Below are 21,952 nucleotides of genomic sequence, written 5' to 3' on the forward strand. Positions count from 1 at the left end.
GAGCAGGCTCGCTCCCACATTGGATCTCCGTCGTACACAAATGCTGTGATCACTGGAGATCTACTGTGGGAGCGAGCCTGCTCGCGATTACGGTGTGTCAGGCACCGCCGTAGACGGCAATGGGGTATGTATGGATATTCAGCGAATGGCAGTGTGTAAGGAGATCATTCCCGGGGAATCCGGGAATGATTCATGGCTCAAGGCCTTGCGCGCAGCTGCTGTTGCAGATTCTGGATCTGCGCCTGAAGGGTGTTGATGTTGCGGGTGACCTGGCTACGGAAGGCGTCGAATTCGGCGGTATTGGTCCCGCCTGGTGTCGCGGCCGGGCGATTGTCCTGTTCGCTTTTGAGCACAATGACTTCCTGCTCCAGACGCTCGATGGCGGCGCTCGGGTTGCCTTGTTTCTTCAGTGCAACGATGTCGGCGCCAAGGCTTTTTAGCTGTGCGTCGAATTTGTCTGTGTCCACCGGGGTGCTTTTCAGCACGGCTACATCGCTGTTCAAGACTTTGACCTGAGCCTGCAATTGAATGGTGGCGCTCTGTTGCTCAGTGGTCTGAGCGGTCATCTGCGCCAGGCGCTTATCCAGATCAGTGGTTTGTGCGCTCATCAGTGCCAGGCGCTTGTCCAGATCGGTGGTCTGGCCGACAACACCTTGCTGTTGTTTGCTTTGATCCTGGAGTTTGCTTTCCAGCTGTTTGATTTGCAGCTTCAAGGCTTCGCTGTCGCTGCTGACGTTGGTCTGACTGGCCACAACCTTGCCGGAAATGTCCTGCAAGCGCCCCGCCGCATCTTCACTGATACGCGCGAAACTTTCCTGGGTCGCCACCAATTGCTGTTCCATCAGCGAGAGCTGCTGGAAGCTCCACCAGGCAAGGCCTGCAAAAGCAAAGAACAAGGCGCCAACCAGCGCCCATAGCGGGCCGGTGCTCGGGCTTTTGACTTTGACGACTGGCGCGGTCCGCGAATGTACGGAGTTGCGAGCCGTGGTCGGAAAAACATCGTCGTCGAGGCTGTCGGCACGCAGGCTCGGTACATCGTCGAAGTCGTCGTTGGCATCGTTACGCATGGACATTGAGTCAACCTTTGTGGAACGCGGTGATGGCTTGATGCGGCGCAGTATAACCCCCACTGCCGCATCGATTGACCCTCAACCCCGAACTCGGTTCAGTGTGGCGGCGCTAACCCGTGCGTCAACGAATGTCCTGGGCCTTCCACCAGCCGCAGAATTCATCGAGGGCGGTCCAGAGACTGACTTTGGGATCGTAGTCCAGATAATGCCGGGCGCGGCTGATGTCCAGGGTGAAATTTTTGTTCATCACCTGCATGCCCAGGCGCGACAGGGTCGGTTCGGGACGACCCGGCCACAACTTGCACACGCCCTCGTTGAGCGCCGCTACGCTGTAGGCCAAGCCGTAGGAACGGTAGCGCGTGACCTGTGGGACATCCATCTTGCGCATCACGTAATTGACCACGTCCCACAACGGCACCGGCGTGCCGTTGCTGATGTTGTAGGCCTTGCCCAACGCCGAACCACTGGCCAGCAGACTGCTTAGCAACGCTTCATTGAGGTTTTGCACGCTGGTGAAATCAACCTTGTTCAGGCCGTTGCCGATGATCGCGAGCCGTCCCTTGCGCTGCATTTTCAGCAATCTCGGGAAGATGCTCATGTCACCAGCCCCCGTCACGAAACGCGGGCGCAGGGCCAGGGTTTCGAGGCCGAACTCCTGAGCGCCGAAAACCTTTTGCTCCGCCAGGTATTTGGTGGCGGCGTAGGGATGTTTGAAACGCTTGGGCACCTGTTCTTCGGTCAGCCCCAGATGATCGCGGCCATCAAAGTAGATCGACGGCGACGACAAGTGCACCAGACGCCGAACCCGCTGTTTCAGGCAGGCCTCGACCACGTTTTCGGTGACCTGCACGTTGCCTTGATGAAAGTCCTGATAACGCCCCCACAAACCGACCGCACCGGCGCAATGCACCACGGCTTCGACGTCTGAGCACAGATCGCGTGCCAATTCCGGGTCGCTCAAGTCCCCCTGGATGAACTCGGCGCCACGGCGCACCAGATGCTCCACACTTTCGGCCCGGCGACCGTTGACCCGCACGTCCAGGCCCTGCTCCAGGGCAAAACGCGCAAAGCGCCCGCCGATGAAGCCGCTTGCGCCGGTAACCAGAATCTTCATGAATTGCTCCGAATATTTCGTTTTGCGTTTTGCATATTGCGTAGGGCGTGAGGACTTGACGCTGCCCATCAGTCCAACGGCACCAGCCATTGCTTTGATGAGCGCACCAACTGATCGGTCAGTAGCCCCAGCAACTGACCGCCATTGCGCCAATGATGCCAGTACAGCGGCACATCGATCGGCTTATCTAGCAAAAGCTCTACCAATACACCGCGCTCCAGTTGCTCGCGCACCTGCAGTTCAGGCACCAGGCCCCAACCGAGTCCCGCTTCGGTGAGGCGGATGAAGCCTTCGGACGAGGGGCATAGATGGTGTTCGAATCCGCCATCGACGCCGAGGGACGCGAGGTAGCGATGCTGTAGGAAATCGTCCGGGCCAAACACCAATGCGGGCGTTTTCGACAACAGATCGGCGCGCACACCTTCAGGAAAATGCCGAGCAATAAATGCCGGGCTGGCCAACGCACGGTAGCGCATGGCCCCCAGCAAAACGCTGCGCGCGCCGGCCACCGGTCGCTCGCTGGCGCAGACGCACGCCGCGACTTCACCGGCGCGCATGCGTTTGAGGCCGACCGTCTGGTCTTCGACCACCAGATCAAGCAGCAGATGCTGCTGCGCACAAAAATCCCCGACCGCCACGGCCCACCAGGTGGCGAGGCTGTCGGCATTCAAAGCGATGCGCAGACGTTCCGGCTGGCCTTCTTCGTCGAGTGCCGGCACCAGGGTTTGCAAGTCCCGTTCAAGCAAACGCACCTGCTGCACATGGTTGAGCAATCGTCGGCCGATTTCGGTTGGCGCCGGCGGTGTAACCCGCACCAGTACCGGTTGACCGACCCGCGCCTCGAGCAATTTGATGCGCTGAGAGATCGCCGACTGAGATAAACCCAGCACCTGCGCAGCACGTTCGAACCCGGCCTGCTCAACCACCGCAGCCAGGGCAGACAGCAATTTATAGTCGAACATCAGTTTTCCTAATGAGCGATCAGCATGATTGGTTTTTCTTATACAGCGTTGCACCGGAGAATGGCCAGCAAGAACTCTTGAACAAGGATCATCGACATGGCTGGCGAAACTTCATTGGCAACCCTGCTGCGCAGCATGAGCCCGCAACTTAACCTCGGCGAATACGTGTTCTGCACCCTGCGCGACGGCAAGTTGCCGGCAGGCCTTGAGATTGTCGGCAGCTTCCGCGAGCAGGAAGGTCTGACGGTGATTCTGGAACGCTCCCACGCCGAGAAGGCGGGTTTCAGTTTCGATTATGTCGCGGCCTGGATCACCTTGAACGTGCACTCGGCCCTCGAAGCCGTCGGCCTGACCGCCGCGTTCGCCACGGCATTAGGCCAGGCCGGCATCAGTTGCAACGTGATTGCCGGCTATTACCACGACCATTTATTCGTCGGCCAGGCCGATGCCGAACGCGCCCTGCACGTGCTGCGGGATCTGGCGGCCAACGCGGAGTAAACATCTTATGTGGCAAAGCTATGTGAACGGCCTGTTGGTGGCCGCGGGGCTGATCATGGCGATCGGTACTCAGAATGCGTTCGTGTTGGCTCAGAGCCTTCGGCGCGAACATCACCTGCCCGTGGCGGCACTTTGTGTAACCTGCGATGCCTTGCTGGTGGCCGCCGGGGTGTTTGGCCTGGCGACGGTGCTGGCGCAGAACCCGACGTTGCTGGCGGTCGCCCGTTGGGGTGGCGCGGCGTTTTTGATTTGGTATGGCAGCCTGGCGTTGCGTCGGGCCTGCTCGAAACAGAGCCTGCAGCAGGGCGAAAGCCAGACCGTGCGTTCACTGCGCGCGGTGATGCTCAGTGCTTTGGCCGTAACGCTGCTTAACCCGCACGTTTATCTGGATACCGTGTTGCTGATTGGCTCTCTCGGTGCCCAACAAACCGAGCCCGGCGCTTATGTCGTGGGCGCGGCCAGTGCGTCGTTGCTTTGGTTTTTCACCCTGGCGCTCGGCGCGGCGTGGTTGGCGCCATGGTTGGCGCGGCCAAGCACCTGGCGAATCCTTGATCTGTTGGTGGCGGTCATGATGTTCACAGTGGCGTTTCAATTAATCGTCGCCAGCTGATTATTCCAAAAGGCTCTGGAACCTCTATTCCACACAGTTGTTGCGTGGTTATGCCGCACCCCCGGTGCTATGATCCGATCCGATGCGCCGCAAAGAGTACAAACTCCCCGGCGCTTGTCTGGCCGCCCGTGATCGGCCTTGCGCTCACCGCAACTGACCTGATTAGGAGAATCATCATGGCTTTCGAATTGCCGCCGCTGCCTTACGCACACGATGCCCTGCAGCCGCACATTTCCAAGGAAACTCTGGAATACCACCACGACAAGCACCACAACACCTATGTCGTGAACCTGAACAACCTGGTGCCAGGCACCGAGTTCGAAGGCAAGACTCTGGAAGAAATCGTCAAATCTTCCTCGGGCGGCATCTTCAACAACGCCGCTCAGGTCTGGAACCACACTTTCTACTGGAACTGCCTGGCGCCAAACGCCGGCGGTCAACCAACCGGCGCACTGGCTGACGCAATCAACGCAGCCTTCGGTTCGTTCGACAAGTTCAAGGAAGAATTCAGCAAGACTTCCATCGGCACCTTCGGTTCCGGTTGGGGCTGGCTGGTGAAAAAGGCTGACGGTTCCCTGGCCCTGGCCAGCACCATCGGCGCCGGCAACCCGCTGACCAACGGCGACACCCCGCTGCTGACCTGCGACGTCTGGGAACACGCTTACTACATCGACTACCGCAACCTTCGTCCAAAATACGTCGAAGCGTTCTGGAACCTGGTCAACTGGAAATTCGTGGCTGAGCAGTTCGAAGGCAAAACCTTCACCGCTTAAGATCGACGCCAGTCAAAAAAACCCGGCTTTTGCCGGGTTTTTTTATGGGCGCTGGAAATGTGTTGTCTGTTCGGACGCCTTCGCGAGCAGACTCGCTCCCACATTTGGAATGCGTTCCCCTGTGGGAGCGGGCTTGCTCGCGAAGAACGATGACACGGTCAACCTGACGGAATGCCTAGTCCTGTGTGTCGACGATATCCAAAGCCCTGTTCACAGCAAGGTCCGCCAGCATGACGATCTGCGCAATGGCCAACGCCGTACTGCGCTGGGAGCCGCTCAGGTAGGTGGCGAAATCGCTGGCCAGAACACTTGCCGAGGCCAATGACTCACAGGCGTGGGCCAGGAGGGTTTCGGTGTTCATGTCCGGGGAGATCAGGAACATGGGGCTGGGGTTGTAGGGTTTGGAGCTGTTGAAGGGGGGATCGGGGATTAATTTATCCAAGGGAATGCCTATGACGTTGGGTGCCATTCCCTCGCCGTTTCTCACGCGACGAAGAGGTGGCAGCTATGTGCGAGGTGAGAAACCGGTCATAGACACCCGGCCAGACCGAAGTCTGCCCGCACACAGCCGCCATAACGCATATGCAGCAGATAAGCTGGCGGCAATTATGCGGATACTGGCGATGGATGACTATGACTTGCCGGGTTCTCACACCCGATCGCTGAGTTTTCAGCGACACCCAAAAGGTTATTGAACCCGCTTCCTACGGGCAACCTGAAAACCTCGTGGGAAAGGTCTGGTTTTTTTACCCCTGTTTAAACGGACGCATCCGTTGCCTGTGCGGCCGCTATCGCGAGCAAGCTCGCTCCCACATTCAAAACGTGTACATCAGCAGAAACCAGAGCAATTTCCCACGATGAAACCAGCATTCAGCCCCTTGCCCCAACGCCACAGCCGTCTAACATCAACCAAACGGAAAATATGTCCCAATCCCCCTCAAGTTGAAGGACCCAACAACCGACACAGTACGAATAGGACAAACACTCCAACGACAGCATTTCGGCCAAGCTACAGGCAAAACCCAATGTGATTGATTGTCCCTTTGACTGCCATCACCGGATTGCCAATACTCATGGCAACTTGACGCTACCCGCACGGAACAAGGAATGACTCTTTGAAGCTGGAACTCAAGAACAGCTTGTCGGTGAAGTTGCTTCGGGTAGTGCTCCTGTCGGCATTGATCGTCGGCGTGGTCTTGAGCTGCGCGCAGATCGTTTTCGATGCCTATAAAACACGCCAGGCCGTGGCCAGCGATGCCCAACGCATCCTCGACATGTTCCGCGACCCCTCGACCCAGGCCGTCTACAGCCTGGACCGGGAAATGGGTATGCAGGTTATCGAAGGCCTGTTTCAGGACGACGCTGTGCGCAAGGCCTCCATTGGCCATCCCAACGAAGCCATGCTCGCGCAAAAGTCTCGCGAGCTGCAGCATTCCGACAGTCGCTGGCTGACCGACCTGATCCTCGGCAAGGAACGCACCTTCACCACCCAGCTGGTGGGTCGCGGCCCTTACAGCGAGTATTACGGCGACTTGAGCATCACCCTCGACACCGCCACCTACGGCCAGGGTTTCATCGTCAGTTCGGTGATCATCTTCATCTCCGGCGTGTTGCGTGCGATGGCCATGGGGCTGGTGCTGTACCTGGTCTATCACTGGCTGCTGACCAAGCCGCTGTCGCGGATCATCGAACACCTCACGGAAATCAATCCGGATCGCCCCAGCGAACACAAAATCCCGCTGCTCAAGGGGCATGAAAAGAACGAACTGGGAATCTGGATCAACACCGCCAACCAGTTGCTCGAGTCCATCGAGCGCAACACCCATTTGCGCCACGAAGCGGAAAACAGCCTGCTACGCATGGCCCAGTACGACTTCCTCACCGGCCTGCCGAACCGCCAGCAATTGCAGCAGCAACTGGACAAAATCCTGGTAGACGCCGGCAGGTTGCAACGTCGGGTCGCGGTATTGGTCGTCGGCCTGGACGACTTCAAGGGCATCAACGAACAATTCAGCTACCAGACCGGCGACCAACTGCTGCTGGCCCTGGCCGATCGCCTGCGCGCTCACAGCGGACGCCTTGGTGCCCTCGCCCGCCTCGGCGGCGACCAGTTCGCCCTGGTTCAGGCCGACATCGAACAACCCTACGAAGCGGCCGAACTGGCCCAAAGCATTCTTGATGACCTGGAAGCGGCATTTGCCCTCGATCATCAAGAGATTCGTCTGCGCGCGACCATCGGCATCACCCTGTTCCCCGAAGACGGTGACAGCACCGAGAAACTGCTGCAAAAAGCCGAGCAGACCATGACCCTGGCCAAGACTCGCTCGCGCAACCGTTATCAGTTCTATATCGCCAGTGTCGACACCGAAATGCGCCGCCGTCGCGAGCTGGAAAAAGACCTGCGCGACGCCTTGGCCCGTGGCCAGTTCTACCTCGTCTACCAGCCGCAGATCAGCTATCGCGATCACCGGGTGGTGGGTGTCGAGGCGCTGATTCGTTGGCAGCATCCCGAGCACGGGCTGGTTCCGCCGGACTTGTTCATCCCCCTGGCCGAGCAGAACGGCACCATCATCGCCATCGGCGAATGGGTGCTGGATCAGGCGTGCAAACAATTGCGCGACTGGCATGACCAGGGTTTCGTCGACCTGCGCATGGCGGTGAATCTGTCCACGGTGCAGCTGCACCACGCCGAGTTGCCACGGGTGGTCAACAATTTGCTGCAGATGTATCGCCTGCCACCGCGCAGCCTGGAGCTGGAAGTCACCGAAACCGGCCTGATGGAAGACATCAGCACGGCTGCCCAGCACCTGCTGAGCCTGCGTCGCTCCGGCGCGCTGATCGCGATCGACGACTTCGGCACCGGATACTCATCATTGAGCTATCTGAAAAGCCTGCCGCTGGACAAGATCAAGATCGACAAGAGCTTCGTTCAGGACCTGCTCGATGACGACGACGATGCGACCATCGTTCGGGCCATCATCCAGTTGGGCAAGAGCCTGGGCATGCAGGTGATTGCCGAAGGCGTGGAAACCGCCGAGCAAGAGGCCTACATCATCTCTGAAGGCTGTCACGAAGGTCAGGGCTATCTCTACAGCAAGCCGCTGCCGGCGCGGGAATTGAGCGCGTATCTGAAACAGGCTCAGCGCAGTAACGCGGCTATTTTGTAGAAGATCAAAGGATCGCAGCCTCGTTTCACTCTGTAGCAGCTGTCGAGTGAAACGAGGCTGCGATCTTTTGATCTACCTCACGTGTCTCCGTGAATAAGAAATATTTACAAGCACAACCCTTTACACATAATGCGAAAGATTTGCATTATGTCGCAGTTTTGCGCGCTTGCTGCGCCATTCCACCCCCTCTCGAAGCAGGATGTTCGCCATGATTCGTATGCCTCTGGCTACCGCCAGTCTGTTGGCCATCGCTATTTCCCTCGCCGGTTGTGGCGAAGGCAAAGACAAAGCTGTCGCTGCGCAAGCACCGAATCCGGCCGCCAGCACCACGGCCCCGGTTGCTGCGCCTGCCGCTGTTGGTAAAATCGACGAAGCCGCCGCCAAAGCCGTTGTCGCGCATTACGCCGACATCGTCTTCGCCGTTTACAGCGATGCCGAATCCACCGCGAAGACCCTGCAAACCGCCGTCGACGCCTTCCTCGCCAAGCCGAACGCCGACACCCTGAAAGCTGCCAAGGCTGCCTGGATCGCTGCCCGCGTTCCTTACCTGCAGAGCGAAGTGTTCCGCTTCGGCAACACCATCATCGACGATTGGGAAGGTCAGGTGAACGCCTGGCCACTGGACGAAGGCCTGATCGACTACGTCGACAAATCCTACGAGCACGCACTGGGTAACCCGGGCGCCACGGCCAACATCATCGCCAACACCCAGGTTCAGGTCGGCGAAGACAAGATCGACGTGAAAGACATCACCCCGGCAAAACTCGCCAGCCTGAACGAGCTGGGTGGTTCCGAGGCCAACGTTGCCACCGGCTACCACGCCATCGAATTCCTGCTCTGGGGCCAGGACCTGAACGGCACCGGCCCTGGCGCTGGCAAACGCCCAGCTTCCGACTACCTGGAAGGCAAAGGTGCAACCGGCGGTCATAACGATCGTCGTCGCGCTTACCTGAAGTCCGTGACCCAACTGCTGGTCAGCGACCTGGAAGAAATGGTCGGTAACTGGAAGCCGAACGTGGCCGACAACTACCGCGCCACCCTCGAAGCCGAGCCAGCTGAATCCGGCCTGCGCAAAATGCTGTTCGGCATGGGCAGCCTGTCCCTGGGCGAACTGGCGGGCGAGCGCATGAAGGTTTCCCTGGAAGCCAACTCGCCGGAAGACGAACACGACTGCTTCAGCGACAACACCCACAATTCGCAGTTCTACGATGCCAAAGGCGTTCGTAACGTGTACCTGGGTGAATACACCCGCGTCGACGGCACCAAAATGACCGGCGCCAGCCTGTCGTCCCTGGTGGCCAAGGCTGACCCGGCTGCCGACACCGCGCTGAAAGCCGACCTGGCTGCGACCGAAGCGAAGATGCAGGTTATCGTCGATCACGCCAACAAGGGTGAGCACTACGACCAGCTGATCGCTGCCGGCAACACTGCTGGCAACCAGATCGTGCGCGACGCTATCGCTTCCCTGGTCAAGCAGACCGGTTCGATCGAAGCAGCCGCTGGCAAACTGGGCATCAGCGACCTGAACCCGGACAACGCTGATCACGAGTTCTGATCAACGCTGTCTGAATAAAAAGGCGACCTTCGGGTCGCCTTTTTGCTGCCGGTCGCCGATCAGTTGCCCCACATCAACCAAACGATAATTCCTCTTATTCAATCCCCCCTGCCCTGTTAGACTTTGCGCCCTTGTTTTGCTCGTCTTGCAGGATGTCTGATGCCCTCGCTGCCTCTTCGCTTGTCCGCACTGTTGCTGGCCCTGGGCCTGAGTGCCTGCGATGACGCCCCGCGCTTTACCCAAGCCGAACCCGGTGAAGCCCGGTCCGGTGGCAGCGCAACCGTGCGCAAGACCGATCAGAACGCATTTTCCCTGCCGTCCGCCAACCTGCCGCCGTCACGGCGCGTGGACTTCAGTGTCGGCAACAGCTTTTTCCGTAATCCCTGGGTGATCGCCCCGTCGACCACCACCGCCCGGGATGGCCTCGGCCCGCTGTTCAACACCAACGCGTGCCAGAACTGCCACATCAAGGACGGACGCGGTCATCCGCCCACGCCTGATGCGCAGAACGCCGTGTCGATGCTGGTACGTCTGTCGATTCCCGATACGCCAGCGTATGCCAAGGTCATCGAGCAGCTCGGTGTCGTCCCGGAGCCGGTCTACGGCGGCCAGTTCCAGGACATGTCCGTACCGGGTGTCGTGCCGGAAGGCAAAGTGCGCGTCGATTACACACCCGTTCCGATTCGCTTCAAGGACGGCACCGAAGTCGAGTTGCGCAAGCCGACGTTGCAAATCACCCAGCTCGGCTATGGCCCGATGCACCCTGACACGCGCTTCTCAGCCAGGGTTGCACCGCCAATGATTGGCCTGGGCCTGCTCGAAGCAATTCCCGACGAGGCGATCCTGGCCAATGCCGAGGCTCAGGCAAAAGACAAAAACGGTATCGCCGGACGCCCGAACCGGGTCTGGGATGACGCGCAGCAAAAATCCGTTCTCGGGCGATTTGGCTGGAAGGCCGGCCAACCAAACCTCAATCAGCAAAATGTTCATGCGTTTTCCGGGGACATGGGCCTGACCACCAGTCTGAGACCCGTTGATGACTGCACCGCCGCGCAAACCGCTTGCAAGCAAGCGCCCAACGGTAATGGCCCGGATGGCGAGCCGGAAGTCAGCGATAACATCCTGCGTCTGGTGCTGTTCTACAGCCGTAACCTCGCCGTACCGGCCCGCCGCGATGTCAGCGCCCCCGAGGTGCTGGCCGGCAAGAATCTGTTTTTCCAGGCCGGATGCCAGTCCTGCCACACCCCGAAATACACCACCGCCGCCAACGCCGCAGAACCTGAACTGGCCAATCAAGTGATTCGCCCTTACAGCGATCTGCTGCTGCATGACATGGGCGACGGTCTGGCCGACAACCGTACCGAATTCCAGGCCAGTGGCCGCGACTGGCGTACTCCGCCGTTGTGGGGCATCGGCCTGACGCAAGCAGTCAGTGGCCACACCCAGTTTTTGCACGATGGCCGCGCCCGCAATCTGCTCGAAGCCGTGCTCTGGCATGGCGGCGAAGCAACAGCGGCGCAGCGACAGGTTTTGTCTTTCAATGCCGAGCAGCGCGCTGCGTTGCTGGCGTTCTTGAATTCTCTTTAATACGTATTCCATAGCGGGAGCCCGACATGTTCCGTCCCAAATTGTTGTTCACCAGCCTTGCCGCACTCGCCCTGGGCGCCTGTTCGCCTCAGGATCCGCAGGCCGTCACGTCGGCGGCGATCGCCAAGTCGGTAATCCTGCCGACCTACACGCGCTGGGTTGAAGCCGACCGCCAACTGGCCGTCAGCGCCCTCGCCTACTGCGAAGGCAAGGAAAACCTCGACACCGCCCGCGCCGACTTCCTGCACGCGCAGAAAGCCTGGGCCGAGTTGCAGCCACTGCTGATCGGGCCGCTGGCCGAGGGCAATCGCGCCTGGCAGGTGCAGTTCTGGCCGGACAAGAAAAACCTCGTCGGCCGTCAAGTCGAGCAACTGGTCACCGCACAGCCGCAGATCGATGCCGCTGCATTGGCCAAGTCCAGCGTTGTGGTTCAAGGCCTCTCCGCCTACGAATACATCCTGTTCGACAGCAAGCCTGATGTGGCCAACGCTGAACAGAAAACCAAGTACTGCCCGCTGCTGATCGCGATTGGCGAGCGTCAGAAACAACTGGCCGAAGAAATTCTGAAAAGCTGGAACAACACCGACGGCATGCTCGCGCAGATGAGCAAATTCCCGAACCAACGCTACGCCGATTCCCACGAAGCCATCGCCGATCTGTTGCGCGTGCAAGTCACCGCCCTCGACAGCCTGAAGAAAAAACTCGGCACGCCGATGGGCCGTCAGACGAAGGGTTTGCCGCAACCGTTCCAGGCCGATGCATGGCGCAGCCAGTCGTCCCTGACCGGTCTCGAAGCCAGCCTCGCCGCCGCCAAAACGGTATGGGAAGGCGTCGACAACAAAGGCCTGCGCGGCCTGTTGCCGAGCGAGCAAAAACCTTTGGCCGACAAGATCGACGCCGCTTACGCCGCGTCCCTGAAACTGTTCGCCAGCAACCAGCGCTCGCTGACCGAAATGCTCGGCGATGACGCCGGTCGCCAGCAACTCAACGAAATCTACGACAGCCTCAACGTCGTCCACCGCCTGCACGAAGGCGAACTGGCCAAGGCGCTGGGCATCCAACTGGGCTTCAACGCCAACGACGGTGACTGATGAGGGCAAGTTCCATGCTGCGACGCCAGGCTTTGACGTTAGGTAGTTTGCTGCTGGGTGCGGTGACACTGGGCGGCTGGACGCTGTTCAAGCAGAAGGACAAAAGCCCGCTGCTGCTCTCGGCGCGGGACGATACCGACGGCAAGCACTACGCCGTCGGTTACCGGCTGGACGGCACCCGGGTGTTTGCCACCCAGGTTGGCCAGCGTTGTCACGACATCATCAACCACCCGACGCTGCCGATCGCGCTGTTCGTCGCCCGTCGACCAGGCACCGAGAGTTACCTGATCGACCTGCGCGACGGCACGCTGCTGCAAACCGTGGTCTCACAGCCGAACCGGCACTTCTACGGTCACGCTGTGATTCACAAGAGCGGCGATTGGCTGTACACCACCGAGAACGACACCTCTGATCCGGGTCGTGGCTTGCTGGGTGTGTATAAGTTCGAAGGCGAGCGACTTATCCACAGCGGCGAGATCCCCACCCACGGCGTCGGCCCGCACCAGGTGTCGTGGATGCCCGATGGTGAAACTCTGGTGGTCGCCAACGGCGGCATTCGCACCGAGGCCGAAAGCCGCGTCGAAATGAACCTCAACGCCATGGAACCGAGCCTGGTCCTGATGCAACGCGACGGCACCCTGCTGAGCAAGGAAACCCTGGCCCAGCAGATGAACAGCGTGCGTCATTTGGGGATCGCCAGTGACGGCACCATCGTCGCCGGCCAGCAGTTCATGGGGCCGTCTCACGAGTCTTCGGAGCTGCTGGCGATCAAGCGGCCCGGCCAGCCGTTCGTGGCTTTCCCGGTGCCTGAGCATCAGTTGCAGGTCATGGGGCATTACACCGCCAGCGTCGCGGTGCACAGCGAACTGCGCCTGGTGGCGTTGACCGCGCCACGGGGCAACCGCTTTTTCATCTGGGACCTGGACAGCGGTGAAGTGCGCCTGGACGCGCCGCTTCCAGATTGCGCCGGGGTCGGCGCGGTAGCCGATGGCTTTGTCGTGACCTCGGGTCAGGGGCGCTGCCGGTTCTACAACTGCCGCCAGACAAGCCTTGTTGCAAAACCCCTCGATCTACCCGCAGGGCTCTGGGACAACCACCTTCACCTCATCTAAACACAGCCCTTTGTAGCAGCTGGCGCAGCCTGCGTTCGGCTGCGCAGCAGTCGTGAAATCAGGCGCCGCGATGTTTCATGCAAACCGAGGTGTCTGGATTTGCGACTGCTGCGCAGCCGAACGCAGGCTGCGCCAGCTGCTACAGGTCGGGGTGACGCCTCCCTGTAAGTTCTGCCAGTTGGAATCAACCTCCCACTCGGAGTAATGTGCCCGACTGTCTCACCTGGTTTTCTCCAAGGAAGTGGAAATATGCTGCGTCGCCGCATGCTGATCATGTTGGGTGTTGTTTTGCTGATCGTGCTGATCCTGGCCGGTTACAAAGCCTTCTCCATCTATACGATGATTCAGGGCTTTGCTGTGCCGAAACCGGCGATCAGTGTCGCCGTGGCCACGGCCACCGAACGGCCGTGGCAAGCCCGCCTGCCCACCGTCGGCACGCTCAAGGCGCTGCAAGGCGTGGACCTGAGCCTGGAGACCGATGGCACCGTCATCGATTTGCAGTTCGAGTCAGGGCAGAAGGTCAAGGCCGGTCAACCACTCCTGCGGCTCGACAGCGCCGTGGAAAGTGCCTTGCTGGAAACGGCTCTGGCCGACCTCGGGCTAGCCCAACTCGATTACGGTCGCGGTAGCCAACTGGTAGGCAGCCAAGCCATTTCCAAAGGCGAATTCGACCGACTTTCGGCGGTGCAGAAAAAGAGCAAGGCCACGGTCAATCAACTCAAGGCTGCACTCGGCAAAAAGAGCATCGTCGCGCCCTTCAGCGGGACCATTGGCATTCGTCAGGTGGACATCGGTGACTATCTCGCCAGCGGCACCATGATTGCCACCCTGCAAGACCTCAGCAGCCTCTATGTTGACTTCTTCGTGCCCGAGCAGTCGGTACCGAAGATCGCCATCGGCCAACGGGTACAGATCGTTGTCGCGGCCTACCCGACACAAACTTTCCCCGGCACCATCAGCGCGATCAACCCGAAAGTCGAAAATAGCACGCGCAACGTCCAGGTCCGCGCGACCCTGGCCAACCCCGACGGCAAACTGCTGCCGGGGATGTTCGCCAGCCTGCAAGTGTTGTTGCCCGACCCGCAGCCGCGCATCGTCGTGCCGGAAAGCGCGATCACTTACACGCTGTACGGCAACTCGCTCTATGTCGTCGCGCAGAAAAAAGCCGAAGACGGCAGCTTGGAAAAAGACGACAAGGGCCAACCGATCCTGATCGCCGAACGGCGTTTCATCGAAACCGGCGAGCGCCGCGATGGGCAAGTGATGATCACCAAAGGTGTGCAGAACGGCGAAAAAGTGGTCACGGCCGGCCAGATCAAACTGGACAACGGCGCACACATTGCGATCAGCGACGACAAGACCTTAGCCGAGAAGAACAGCCCGCCGCGCGCGGACTGATCAAGGAATCCCCATGGCTTTTACCGACCCGTTCATCCGCCGCCCGGTGCTCGCCACCGTGGTCAGCCTGTTAATTGTGCTGCTGGGCTTCCAGGCCTGGAGCAAGTTGCCGCTGCGCCAATATCCACAAATGGAAAACGCCCTGATCACGGTGACCACCGCTTATCCCGGGGCCAATGCCGAAACCATTCAGGGCTACATCACCCAACCGATGCAGCAAAGTCTGGCCAGTGCCGAAGGCATCGATTACATGACCTCGGTCAGTCGCCAGAACTTCTCGGTGATCTCGATCTACGCGCGCATCGGCTCCAACAGCGACCGCTTGTTCACCGAACTGCTGGCCAAAGCCAACGAGGTGAAGAACCAGCTGCCCCAGGACGCCGAAGATCCGGTGCTGAGCAAGGAAGCCGCCGACGCCTCGGCACTGATGTACATCAGTTTCTTCAGCAAGGAACTGAGCAACCCGCAAATTACCGACTACCTGTCGCGGGTCATCCAGCCGAAACTGGCGACCCTGCCGGGCATGGCTGAAGCCGAGATTCTCGGCAACCAGGTATTTGCCATGCGTCTGTGGCTGGACCCGGTCAAGCTGGCCGGTTTCGGCCTGAGTGCCAGCGACGTGACCGATGCCGTGCGCAAATACAACTTCCTCTCCGCCGCCGGCGAAGTGAAAGGCGAGTACGTCGTCACCAGCATCAATGCCAACACCGAACTCAAATCCGCCGAAGCCTTTGCCGCGATTCCGCTCAAGGTCGAGGGCGACAGTCGCGTGCTGCTCAGCGATGTGGCGCGGGTTGAAATGGGTGCGGAAAACTACGACTCGATCAGTTCTTTCGGCGGTACGCCTTCGGTGTACATCGGCATCAAGGCCACGCCCGGCGCCAACCCGCTGGACGTGATCAGGGAAGTGCGCAAGATCATGCCGGACCTGGAAGCCCAACTGCCGCCGAACCTCAAAGGTGAAATCGCTTACGACGCCACGCTGTTTATCCAGGCCTCGATCGACGAAGTGGTGAAAACCCTGTTCGAAGCGGTTCTGATCGTCATTGTGGTGGTGTTCCTGTTTCTCGGCGCGCTGCGTTCAGTGGTGATCCCGGTGGTCACCATCCCGCTGTCGATGATCGGCGTGATGTTCTTCATGCAGATGATGGGCTACTCGATCAACCTACTGACGTTGCTGGCGATGGTATTGGCCATCGGCCTGGTGGTGGACGACGCCATTGTGGTGGTGGAAAACATCCACCGGCACATCGAAGAAGGCAAGACGCCGCTGGATGCGGCCATCGAAGGCGCCCGGGAAATCGCCATGCCGGTGGTCTCGATGACCATCACCCTGGCGGCGGTCTATGCGCCGATCGGCTTCCTGACGGGGCTCACAGGGGCGCTGTTCAAGGAGTTCGCCTTGACCCTGGCCGGCGCGGTGGTGATCTCCGGCATCGTCGCCCTGACCCTGTCGCCGATGATGTGTGCCTTCCTGCTGCGTCACGACGAAAATCCCAGCGGTCTGGCCCATCGCCTGGACCTGATTTTCGAAGGCCTCAAGCGCCGTTACCAAAGCATGCTCCACGGTACCCTCAACACCCGGCCGGTGGTGCTGGTGTTCGCGGTGATCGTGCTGTGCCTGATTCCGGTGCTGCTCACGTTTACCAAGTCGGAACTGGCGCCGGACGAAGACCAGGGCATCATTTTCATGATTGCCAACGCCCCGCAACCGGCCAACCTCGACTATCTGAGCACCTACACCGACGAGTTCGTCACGATCTTCAAGACGTTTCCCGAGTACTACTCGTCGTTCCAGATCAATGGCTTCAACGGCGTGCAATCGGGAATCGGCGGCTTCCTGCTCAAGCCGTGGAACGAACGCAGCCGCACGCAAATGCAGATCCTGCCCGAGGTACAGGCCAAACTGGAGAGCATTTCCGGCCTGCAAATCTTCGGCTTCAACCTGCCTTCCCTGCCCGGCACCGGCGAGGGGCTGCCGTTTCAGTTCGTCATCAGTTCCGCCAACGATTACGAGTCACTGCTGCAAGTGGCCGACCGGGTGAAAAAACGGGCAATGGAATCCGGCAAGTTCGCCTTCGTCGACCTCGACCTGGCGTTCGACAAGCCCGAAGTGGTGGTGGATATCGATCGCGCCAAGGCCGCACAGATGGGTGTTTCCATGCAGGATCTTGGCGGGACACTCGCGACGTTGCTGGGTGAGGCGGAGATCAACCGTTTCACCATTGAAGGTCGCAGCTACAAAGTCATCGCGCAGGTCGAACGGCCCTTCCGGGATAACCCCGACTGGCTGAACAATTATTACGTCAAGAACACCCAAGGCCAACTGCTGGCCCTGTCGACCCTGATCACCGTGACCGACCGGGCGCGTCCACGGCAGTTGAACCAGTTCCAGCAACTCAACTCGGGCATCCTGTCCGGGGTTCCGCTGGTCAGCATGGGTGAAGCCATCGACACCGTGCGCCAGATCGCTCGGGAAGAGGCGCCGGTGGGTTATGCCTTCGATTATGCCGGCGCATCACGGCAATACGTCCAGGAAGGCAGTGCGCTGTGGGTCACCTTCGCCCTGGCGCTGGCGATCATTTTCCTGGTACTGGCCGCCCAGTTCGAAAGCTTCCGCGATCCGCTGGTGATTCTGGTGACCGTACCTTTGTCGATCTGTGGTGCGCTGATCCCGCTGTTCCTGGGCTGGTCGAGCATGAACATCTACACCCAGGTCGGCCTGGTGACGTTGATCGGGCTGATCAGCAAACACGGAATCCTGATCGTCGAATTTGCCAACCAGTTACGCAAGGACAAAGGCCTGACGCCGCGCGAGGCTGTGGAGGAAGCGGCGGCCATTCGTCTGCGTCCGGTGTTGATGACCACCGCTGCGATGGTGTTCGGCATGGTGCCGTTGATCATCGCCACGGGGGCGGGCGCCGTCAGCCGGTTCGACATCGGCATGGTGATCGCCACGGGGATGTCGATCGGAACGTTGTTTACGTTGTTTGTGCTGCCGTGTGTTTACACGTTGCTGGCTAAACCCGATAAACCCTAGGGGAACGCAGCACAACCCTGTGGGAGTGAGCCTGCTCCGGGCGGCGTTCCGACGATTGCGGTGTGTCATTCAGCCTTGATGTTGACTGACACACCGCAATCGCGAGCAGGCTCACTCCCACATTGGTTCGGCATCACGACCTGAGCGTCGGGAATAAAAAAGGCCTCGCATTAGCGAGGCCTTTTATTTGGGCTTCAATCTGTTCAACTCTGTGGCCTCAATCCTTGAGAAAGTCCGAACATGAACAGCAATAAATCATGATCGGGTTGGGATGCCACGGATGCCTTCGCAACTCGTGGCATTGGACAATGCGCGTCGCCGCTCACTGAACTGAGGACCTGCGGGCGGGGCTGCTCCCATGCCGCCACCGCCAGTGAAGCAACTGCCAAGGCTCCTATTAAAAATACACCTCGTGCAATTTCGAGTTTCATTGCTATAAACCCTTGATAGCGCTGCCAAACGCCGTCTTATAAAAATAGACGAGTTTCTGCCAGTCCGTCGTGCTGAACGACGAGTGGCGACGCAGTTGTTTCATGTCATGCGTAGCCGCTTGCCGGGCGGTCAAACGCTGCCGACATTTCTCCAGATCGATCAAGGCCACTTCAACCTTGGCAGCCTCGTCTTCACCTGTGACGCGCACGAATACGTGCTTGACGTAGAGGCAGCTGTGCTGCCAGCGACCCTTGTGCATCCGGGCCAGGTTCTCGGCCAGTTCCTTCAACACTCGATCATGCACAGCCTCACCGTGACGTTCGCGACCACCGCCAGCGTACCAGTGTTCGATTTCCTCGAAGCCGTCCAGCGCCTTGGTGATCAGCAATGCGCGCCATTTATGCACCGGATCGCGCTGTGCACCGCAAAAAACGATTTCCGGAACGCGAACGTCGAGCAGGTTCAGGCCGATGAGCGCATCGCGCTCGCGCAACACCGTCGGCCGACCGAACGGGTGCAGCAAGCTGCGATGGATATGACCGGTCTGACGTTTAACGTAAAGCAACTGTCCATTGCTGCTCACGACGCGCTGCACGCCACTTTCTCCACCGCGACGGACGTTGGGTTCTTCTACCCACTCACCGCGCTGATTCCAGAAATAGTCGAAGCGGTCCTGAGGAGCGACGTCCGTTTCTGCTGCACATTGCACTGCCATTCTGTTACCTCTTGCGTAATACGTAGACCCGCCACATGGCATAGAGCGGTAAAAAGTCCAGTTGTTCCTGAATACGGAAACCCACCTGCTCGAATTCCTTTTCAACCGTAGCCGCCGGTAACACAAATCGATTTTGGTAACCTTCCTGCCCACGGGTTTTCTCGAGGCGCTTGCGTTTCCACGCTTTGAAATTGCCGTCCACCCACAAAGAAAGGATCACGCTGTCGCGGGTGACGCGCTCGAATTCACGCAAAATAGCCAGTCGATGCTCGGCTTCACCGATGTGATGGAGCAAACGCATGCAGAAAATGCTGTCGACGGCGTTATCAGGCAAGGCGATGTCAAATGCAGAAGTGTGCAAGGGCCGTACCCGTTTCACCACCTCGGCAGGTTGCGCCTGCATGGCAATCTTCAGCATGGATTCGGAGTTGTCGGCCCCAATGATCGCACGATTGGTTTTTTCCGCCAGCAATGGCCAAAAGCGCCCCGCACCGCAGGGCAAATCGAGGATCAGCCCCGGCTCACCGACCAGTGCCAGCGCCTTGCGCGCCAGTTGCTCGTCACGCCAGTGAGACAGGCGGCGGCCAAGGCCATCCTGGTGTTTGCGCAGGTATCGTTGAGCGTGTTGATCATCGTATTTTTCGGAAAAATCAAGTTTGATCGGGCCGGCCATCACCAAGGTTTCCTTAACTGCTGATGGCACCCACGATAGGTAGCGCCGTGTCAGCGACAGGTCATTCCTTTGTGAAAAAAACGTCATGTAAAACCACAAATTATTTCGAGGTTTTGCAGGGCGGCAACGATGGCTCTGGGCCGTTGCGACCGATCAGCTCACATCCGACGAACACAACTCCACCTCAAAACGACAACCATGAGGCTCCATGTTCGTCAGGCTGACGTTCCAACCCTGGTTTTCACAGATCCGCTGCACCAGCGACAGCCCAAGCCCCAAGCCCTCACCGCGCTTCTCGTTGCCCCGCACGAACGGCTCGAACATCGCCTCGCGCTTTTCCTCGGGAATGCCCACGCCACTGTCCTCGACCATGAAACCCGTGGCCGTCAAGGTCAGGCGGATGAACCCGCACTCGGTGTAATGCAGCGCGTTACGCAGCAGGTTGCCCATGACCGCGTGCAGAAGGGTTGCGTTGTAGCAAGTGTTAGTCGGATTACCCGGTTCAAAGTTCAGTGCCAGCCCCTTGGCCTCGATCGGCTCGCGCCACTGATTGAGCAGTCCATCGGCTATCTGGCTCAGGGTCTGCTGGGGCGACATGCTGGCGTCTTCACGTTGTGCGCGGGCCAACATCAGGAAGGTTTGCACCAGCTCGCGCATCTCCTCACAAGCACGGGCGATTCGCTGGACCTGTGCACGTCCACGCTGATCGATGCCGGGGTTTTCCAGCAGCAGCTCGCAGGAACTGGCGAGCACCATCAATGGCGTGCGCAGCTCGTGACTGACGTCACTGGTGAACAACCGTTCGCGGGTCAACGCCTGGCGCAAGCGCCCGAGGGTGGCGTCGAAGGCCACGGCCAACTCGCCCACCTCATCAGCCGCGTAATCCGGCGCCAGCGGTGGCGCAAGACCTAATAATTGATCACGGTGACGGACCTGACGGGCCAGCCGCACCACGGGCGCCATCACTTTGCGCGCCAGTACCCAGCCAAGAAACACCGCCAACGCCAGACTCAGGACGAAGCCCACCAGCACCACGGCAAACAGCACCCGTTCACGCTCTTCGAAATCGCTCTGATCCTGCAACAGCACATAATGCCGGCCGTCGACGACTTCGACCATCGCGTGATACGACAGCTGTTCGCGAAACACTTCGTGAAAGCCCGGGTCCAGGTGCCGCAGGTCCTTGGGCAGCTCGAAATCCCCCGGCCCGCCGCTGAAATAGAACATCTGGTCCGGCTCGGGACGGTGGCTCCAGTCCGACACGCTGTCCATCAGCAACAGACGTTGCAAATCGCCGCCCAGACCTGCCGAAATCAGTTTCTCTTCGACCAGGTGCACGGTCGCCACAATGCCCATGGCGAAGGCCCCTGCCACCAATGCGCTCATCAGCGCAAAGGCGATGATGATCCGTTGAGCAAGGCTCTGTTTAAACTCCATCTCGGCCCTCGGCCAAGCGATAACCCACACCGTGCACGGTTTGCAGCAACGGTTTGGCGAACGGCTTGTCGATCACTTGGCGCAATTGATGGACGTGGCTGCGCAGGCTGTCGCTGTCCGGGCAGTCATCACCCCACAGCGCCTCTTCGAGAATTTCGCGGCGCAGTACGTGAGGACTTTTTTGCATCAACACGGCCAGCAATTTCAGCCCCACCGGGTTGAGTTTGAGCAGACGACCTTCGCGGGTGACTTCCAGGGTATCGAGGTCGTAGATCAGATCGCCGACCTGCAGGGTGCGGCGACCGCCACCCTGGGCGCGACGCATGACCGCCTCGATGCGCGCCGCCAATTCAGACAGCGCAAAGGGTTTGATCAGGTAGTCATCGGCGCCGGATTTGAAGCCTTGCAGCCGGTCGTCCAATTGATCGCGAGCGGTGAGCATGATCACCGGCGTGTCGCGGCGCGCGTCTTCACGCAGACGTTTGCACAGGGTGTAACCGTCGATGCCCGGCAACATGATGTCGAGCACGATCAAGTCGTAATGCTCGGTGGCCGCCAAGTGCAAGCCTGACAAACCGTCCTGCGCGCAATCCACGGTATAACCTTTGAGCCCCAGGTAATCGGCCAGATTGGCCAGGATATCGCGGTTGTCTTCAACCAATAGAATTCGCATGGGTGTCTCCTGCGTACACAGTAACGGCCGTCTTGGCCCGCGCAG

19 protein-coding genes are annotated in these 21,952 nt (G+C 59.6%); 10 read left to right on the forward strand and 9 right to left on the reverse strand.

The window, feature by feature from the left end; all coding sequences use genetic code 11:
* Window positions 1-197 precede the first annotated feature (197 nt).
* The 3 genes from QFW87_RS23590 to QFW87_RS23600 form a co-directional block, all read right to left on the reverse strand.
* Window positions 198-1,073, reverse strand: a complete 876-nt coding sequence (locus tag QFW87_RS23590) for an ATPase (RefSeq protein WP_283189009.1) — start codon at window positions 1,071-1,073, stop codon at window positions 198-200.
* A gap of 118 nt (window positions 1,074-1,191) precedes the next feature.
* Window positions 1,192-2,184, reverse strand: coding sequence for an NAD(P)-dependent oxidoreductase (locus QFW87_RS23595; RefSeq protein WP_283181502.1), 993 nt, complete (start codon window positions 2,182-2,184; stop codon window positions 1,192-1,194).
* Window positions 2,185-2,252: 68 nt separating this feature from the next.
* A complete protein-coding gene (locus QFW87_RS23600; RefSeq protein WP_283189010.1) occupies window positions 2,253-3,146 on the reverse strand; it encodes a LysR family transcriptional regulator ArgP in 894 nt (297 codons plus the stop codon).
* Window positions 3,147-3,242: 96 nt separating this feature from the next.
* Here QFW87_RS23600 and QFW87_RS23605 point away from each other — a divergent pair, with 96 nt between their 5' ends.
* From QFW87_RS23605 to QFW87_RS23615, 3 genes are all read left to right on the forward strand, one after another.
* The gene (locus tag QFW87_RS23605; protein WP_283189011.1) at window positions 3,243-3,644 is read left to right on the forward strand and encodes an ACT domain-containing protein; all 402 of its coding nucleotides are present in this window, start codon (window positions 3,243-3,245) and stop codon (window positions 3,642-3,644) included.
* A gap of 7 nt (window positions 3,645-3,651) precedes the next feature.
* Window positions 3,652-4,254 carry a LysE/ArgO family amino acid transporter gene (locus tag QFW87_RS23610; protein WP_283189012.1) on the forward strand — a complete coding sequence of 201 codons (603 nt, stop codon included), beginning with the start codon at window positions 3,652-3,654 and terminating at the stop codon, window positions 4,252-4,254.
* Between the two features lie 176 nt (window positions 4,255-4,430).
* Window positions 4,431-5,027: a Fe-Mn family superoxide dismutase gene (locus QFW87_RS23615; protein WP_095133215.1), complete on the forward strand. Its 597-nt coding sequence runs from the start codon at window positions 4,431-4,433 to the stop codon at window positions 5,025-5,027.
* A 175-nt stretch (window positions 5,028-5,202) separates the two neighbouring features.
* Here the strand turns inward: QFW87_RS23615 and QFW87_RS23620 are convergent, their stop codons facing one another.
* On the reverse strand, window positions 5,203-5,469 hold the full coding sequence (locus tag QFW87_RS23620) for a DUF6124 family protein (RefSeq protein WP_283190945.1): 267 nt from the start codon (window positions 5,467-5,469) through the stop codon (window positions 5,203-5,205).
* A gap of 673 nt (window positions 5,470-6,142) precedes the next feature.
* Here QFW87_RS23620 and QFW87_RS23625 point away from each other — a divergent pair.
* The 7 genes from QFW87_RS23625 to QFW87_RS23655 all read left to right on the forward strand — a co-directional run bounded on the left by QFW87_RS23625 (window position 6,143) and on the right by QFW87_RS23655 (window position 17,977).
* On the forward strand, window positions 6,143-8,194 hold the full coding sequence (locus tag QFW87_RS23625; RefSeq protein WP_283189013.1) for a bifunctional diguanylate cyclase/phosphodiesterase: 2,052 nt from the start codon (window positions 6,143-6,145) through the stop codon (window positions 8,192-8,194).
* Between the two features lie 208 nt (window positions 8,195-8,402).
* Complete coding sequence (locus QFW87_RS23630) at window positions 8,403-9,749, forward strand: imelysin family protein (protein WP_283189014.1); 1,347 nt, start codon at window positions 8,403-8,405, stop codon at window positions 9,747-9,749.
* A gap of 159 nt (window positions 9,750-9,908) precedes the next feature.
* Entirely contained in the window at window positions 9,909-11,336 is a 1,428-nt protein-coding gene (locus QFW87_RS23635) for a di-heme oxidoredictase family protein (RefSeq protein ID WP_283189015.1), read from the forward strand.
* Between the two features lie 26 nt (window positions 11,337-11,362).
* Entirely contained in the window at window positions 11,363-12,427 is a 1,065-nt protein-coding gene (locus QFW87_RS23640) for an imelysin family protein (RefSeq protein WP_283189016.1), read from the forward strand.
* A gap of 14 nt (window positions 12,428-12,441) precedes the next feature.
* Window positions 12,442-13,539: a DUF1513 domain-containing protein gene (locus QFW87_RS23645; RefSeq protein ID WP_283189017.1), complete on the forward strand. Its 1,098-nt coding sequence runs from the start codon at window positions 12,442-12,444 to the stop codon at window positions 13,537-13,539.
* A 249-nt stretch (window positions 13,540-13,788) separates the two neighbouring features.
* On the forward strand, window positions 13,789-14,937 hold the full coding sequence (locus QFW87_RS23650) for an efflux RND transporter periplasmic adaptor subunit (protein WP_283189018.1): 1,149 nt from the start codon (window positions 13,789-13,791) through the stop codon (window positions 14,935-14,937).
* A gap of 13 nt (window positions 14,938-14,950) precedes the next feature.
* Window positions 14,951-17,977, forward strand: a complete 3,027-nt coding sequence (locus QFW87_RS23655; RefSeq protein WP_283189019.1) for a multidrug efflux RND transporter permease subunit — start codon at window positions 14,951-14,953, stop codon at window positions 17,975-17,977.
* A gap of 203 nt (window positions 17,978-18,180) precedes the next feature.
* Here the strand turns inward: QFW87_RS23655 and QFW87_RS23660 are convergent, their stop codons facing one another.
* The 5 genes from QFW87_RS23660 to colR all read right to left on the reverse strand — a co-directional run bounded on the left by QFW87_RS23660 (window position 18,181) and on the right by colR (window position 21,907).
* Complete coding sequence (locus tag QFW87_RS23660; RefSeq protein WP_283189020.1) at window positions 18,181-18,408, reverse strand: hypothetical protein; 228 nt, start codon at window positions 18,406-18,408, stop codon at window positions 18,181-18,183.
* 2 nt (window positions 18,409-18,410) lie between these two features.
* Window positions 18,411-19,124: a lipopolysaccharide kinase InaA family protein gene (locus QFW87_RS23665; RefSeq protein ID WP_283181514.1), complete on the reverse strand. Its 714-nt coding sequence runs from the start codon at window positions 19,122-19,124 to the stop codon at window positions 18,411-18,413.
* Window positions 19,125-19,128: 4 nt separating this feature from the next.
* Window positions 19,129-19,797 carry a class I SAM-dependent methyltransferase gene (locus QFW87_RS23670; protein WP_283189021.1) on the reverse strand — a complete coding sequence of 223 codons (669 nt, stop codon included), beginning with the start codon at window positions 19,795-19,797 and terminating at the stop codon, window positions 19,129-19,131.
* A gap of 153 nt (window positions 19,798-19,950) precedes the next feature.
* A complete protein-coding gene (locus tag QFW87_RS23675) occupies window positions 19,951-21,234 on the reverse strand; it encodes a HAMP domain-containing sensor histidine kinase (protein WP_283189022.1) in 1,284 nt (427 codons plus the stop codon).
* A complete protein-coding gene (gene colR / locus QFW87_RS23680; protein WP_095132512.1) occupies window positions 21,224-21,907 on the reverse strand; it encodes a two-component system response regulator ColR in 684 nt (227 codons plus the stop codon). The genes QFW87_RS23675 and colR overlap by 11 nt, the downstream gene beginning before the upstream one ends.
* Window positions 21,908-21,952 lie beyond the last annotated feature (45 nt).

The sequence above is a fragment of the Pseudomonas sp. PMCC200344 genome (genome assembly GCF_030053095.1).
GTDB lineage: Bacteria > Pseudomonadota > Gammaproteobacteria > Pseudomonadales > Pseudomonadaceae > Aquipseudomonas > Aquipseudomonas svalbardensis.